Source organism: Streptomyces sp. NPDC059398, assembly GCF_042751845.1.
Lineage (GTDB): Bacteria > Actinomycetota > Actinomycetes > Streptomycetales > Streptomycetaceae > Streptomyces.
Genome location: NZ_JBHYWP010000160.1, coordinates 6,878 through 10,542 on the forward strand (window position 1 = coordinate 6,878; position 3,665 = coordinate 10,542).

The following is a 3,665-nucleotide window of genomic DNA, read 5'->3' on the forward strand; positions in this document are numbered from 1 at the left end:
CCCCCCCCCCCCCCCCCGCCGCCGGGGACGACCGGCTGGTCAGTATCGGTACGGTTCTGAACGTGCTCAGGGAAGAGTTTCCCGAGGTCACGATCTCCAAGATCCGTTTTCTGGAGGCCGAGGGTCTGGTCGAGCCGCAGCGCACGTCGTCCGGGTACCGGAAGTTCGGTACCGCGGACGTCGAGCGGCTGGCTCAGGTCCTGCGGATGCAGCGCGACCACTATCTGCCGCTGAAGGTCATCAGGGACCACCTCGACGCGCTGGGCCGCGGGGAGCAGATCCAGCTCCCGGCGCCCGGCGCTGTCCGTGACCCTGCGAACGGGGCCGCGGACGGCGAGGGCGGGCCCACGGCGTCCAGGGTGGGCAGGGACGAGCTGCTCGCGGCCGCCGGTGTCGGTGCGGACGAGCTCGCGGAGTGGGAGTCGTACGGTCTGCTGGCGCCGCTTCCGGGGGGCGGATACGACGCGGAGGCCGTGAATGTGGCCGGGATCGTCGCGGATCTGGGCCGGTTCGGTCTGGAACCGCGGCATCTGCGTGCCATGAAAGCGGCCGCCGACCGTGAGTCGGGGCTCATCGAACAGGTCGTGGCCCCCCTTCGGCTGAACCGCAATCCGCAGACCAGAGCGGATGCCGAGACCACCACGAAGGACCTGGCAGCACTGACCGTGCGGCTGCACGCGGCCCTCGTACAGACCTCTCTCCGGGTCCGCTTGTACTGATCATGGCGGTGCCCGACTACCCAAACCTGCCGGGCACGTCCTAGGGTTGCTGTGTGAACGAGCTCGACGTTGTGGGTGTCCGGGTGGAAATGCCCTCCAACCAGCCGATCGTGCTCCTGCGTGAAGTGGGAGGCGACCGGTATCTCCCTATCTGGATCGGCCCTGGTGAAGCGACCGCGATCGCCTTCGCCCAGCAGGGCATGGCTCCGGCGAGGCCGCTGACCCATGACCTCTTCAAGGATGTCCTCGAAGCGGTCGGCCAGGAGCTCACGGAAGTCCGCATCACCGACCTGCGGGACGGGGTCTTCTTCGCGGAGCTGGTCTTCGCGAGCGGGGTCGAGGTGAGTGCGAGGCCGTCCGACGCCATAGCGCTCGCCCTGCGCACCGGGACGCCGATCTACGGCAGCGACGGGGTGCTCGACGACGCGGGGATCGCCATCCCCGACGAGCAGGAGGACGAGGTGGAGAAGTTCCGCGAGTTCCTCGACCAGATTTCTCCGGAGGATTTCGGGACCAACAGCCAGTGACGCTCCGCTCGGGTCGTCAGCGCATCCGGCAAGCCGTTCCCCGAAGAGAGGTACGCGAAACCACTCTCAGGGTGATTATCACTCGGCGTGCCGAGTGTGGCGATCGTTGACGCACCCCAGGTGACTGCCTACCTTCGAGTGGGCAGTTCAAGGACGGAGGGTCGGCGTGAGAAGCACCGGCGAAGATAGGGCAGGGGAACTCCCCGGACTGGGTCCGGGGGACGGGGTGCCGTATCCGCTTCACGGCCCAGCGGCCGAAACGACGACCGACACCGTCGGCTACCGGGGGCCGACCGCCTGCGCGGCGGCGGGTATCACCTACCGGCAGCTCGACTACTGGGCCCGTACGGGACTGGTGGAGCCGAGCGTGCGTCCCGCCCAGGGATCGGGCAGCCAGCGTCTCTACAGCTTCCGGGACGTGGTCGTCCTCAAGATCGTGAAGCGGTTCCTGGACACCGGTGTGGCGCTCCAGAACATCCGTACCGCGGTCCACCACCTCAAGGACCGCGGGGCCCGCGACCTCGACCGTATGACGCTGATGAGCGACGGGGCGACGGTGTACGAGTGCACATCGCCCGACGAGGTGGTCGGGCTCCTGCAGGGCGGCCAGGGGGTCTTCGGGATCGCCGTCGGGGTGGTGTGGCGGGACGTGGAGAGCGCCCTCTCGCAGCTGCACGGGGAGCGGATCGACACCGGCGAGACCCTGATCGGCCACAACCCGGCCGACGAGCTGGCCCGTCGCCGCAACCGCGCCGTCTGAAGAGGCTCCGCCGAAGGGGTTTCCGCGCCGCGGGGCCCGATTGTCAGTGCCGTGAGGCAGCATCGGTGGTGTGAGAGCCGCGCCCACCATTCTGCATCTGGACATGGATGCCTTCTTCGCCGCCGCGGAACAGGCGGCGAAGCCGAGCCTGCGCGGAAAGCCGGTGGTGGTCGGCGGGCTCGGGCCGCGCGGGGTCGTGTCGACGGCCTCCTACGAGGCGCGGCGGTTCGGGGTGCATTCGGCGATGCCGATGGCCCAGGCCCGGCGGCTCTGCCCGAACGCGGCTTATCTGGTGCCGCGTTTCTCGCTCTACCGGGAGGTGAGCGGCCAGGTCATGGAGCTGCTCGGGCGGCTTTCGCCGCTGGTCGAGCCGCTGAGCCTGGACGAGGCCTTCGTGGACCTGGAGGCGGGCGGGGTGGCCGACGGCCCGCGGTCGGCCCGCCGCGCCGGTGAGCGGCTGCGCAGGGACATCCTGGCGGTCACCGGGCTCAGCGGTTCGGTGGGGCTCGCGGGCTCCAAGATGCTGGCGAAGATCGGCTCGGAGCGGGCCAAGCCGGACGGCCTGGTCCTGATAGCACCGGGTACCGAGCGGGAACTGCTTGCCCCCCTCTCCGTACGGATTCTGCCGGGGGTCGGCCCCGCGACCGGTGAGCATCTGCGCAGGGCCGGGATGACCACCGTGTCCCATCTGGCCGAGGCCGGTGAGGACGAGCTCGTACGGCTGCTGGGCAGGGCGCACGGCGCCTCCCTGTACCGGATGGCGCTGGGCCACGACGAGCGGCCCGTGGTGTCCGAGCGGGATGCCAAGTCGGTCTCGGTCGAGGACACCTTCGACGTGGACCTGCACGACCGGGCGCGGGTGCGCGGAGAGGTGGTGCGGCTGGCCGGCCGGTGCGTCGATCGGCTGCGGGCTGCCGGGCGGTCCGGGCGGACGGTGGTGCTGAAGGTCCGGCGGTACGACTTCTCGACGCTGACCCGCTCCGAGACACTCAGGGGGCCCACCGACGACCCGGAGGTGGTGCGGGAGGCCGCGGGCCGGCTGCTGGAGTCCGTGGACACCACAGGCGGGGTGCGGCTGCTGGGAGTGGGCGTCACCGGCCTCGCGGACTTCACCCAGGAGGACCTCTTCGCGCAGGCGGCCACGGAGCGGGCGGCGGTGCGGGGGGCCGGGGCGTACGAGGCGGCGCCCGGCCCGTCCGCGGCCCCGGAGGCGGGACCGGAGGCGCCGGGCCCGCCTCCGGTCGAGGAACCACCGCCGCTGCCTGGCACCGGGCGCCGCTGGCTCGCCGGCCACGATGTGCGCCACGAGGTGTACGGCGTGGGGTGGGTGCAGGGCAGTGGCGTCGGCCGGGTGACGGTGCGGTTCGAGGATCCGTACGCGACCGCGCCCGGCCGGGTGCGGACCTTCGGGGTCGACGATCCCGCGCTCCAGCCGTCGGACCCGCTGCCGCTGGTCCGGACCGCGGTGGCCGCGCCGGGCGGGGCCGGTGCGGCCGTGCGGGCCGGGCAGGTCCGCCCGGCCGCCCCTGACACTCCGACCGCTCCGACTGGCCCGGAAGCCCAGGCCGGGCCGGATGCCTCGTACTTCCTGCACAAGTCCCTGAACAGCTCGACCACCACATCGGGCAGCAACACGGCCAGGATCCAGCCGGGTTACAC

Annotated in this window: 4 protein-coding genes; all 4 read left to right on the plus strand. The window is 71.4% G+C overall.

Annotation, left to right across the window (positions count from 1 at the left end):
• The coding region (locus ACFXBC_RS33930) for a MerR family transcriptional regulator (RefSeq protein ID WP_385033569.1) at positions 1-719 on the plus strand (719 nt) is incomplete at its 5' end.
• A 53-nt stretch (positions 720-772) separates the two neighbouring features.
• Positions 773-1,246, plus strand: a complete 474-nt coding sequence (locus tag ACFXBC_RS33935) for a bifunctional nuclease family protein (protein WP_164266948.1) — start codon at positions 773-775, stop codon at positions 1,244-1,246.
• Between the two features lie 226 nt (positions 1,247-1,472).
• Complete coding sequence (locus ACFXBC_RS33940) at positions 1,473-2,006, plus strand: MerR family transcriptional regulator (RefSeq protein WP_385033573.1); 534 nt, start codon at positions 1,473-1,475, stop codon at positions 2,004-2,006.
• A 70-nt stretch (positions 2,007-2,076) separates the two neighbouring features.
• The coding region (locus tag ACFXBC_RS33945) for a DNA polymerase IV (protein WP_385033576.1) at positions 2,077-3,665 on the plus strand (1,589 nt) is incomplete at its 3' end.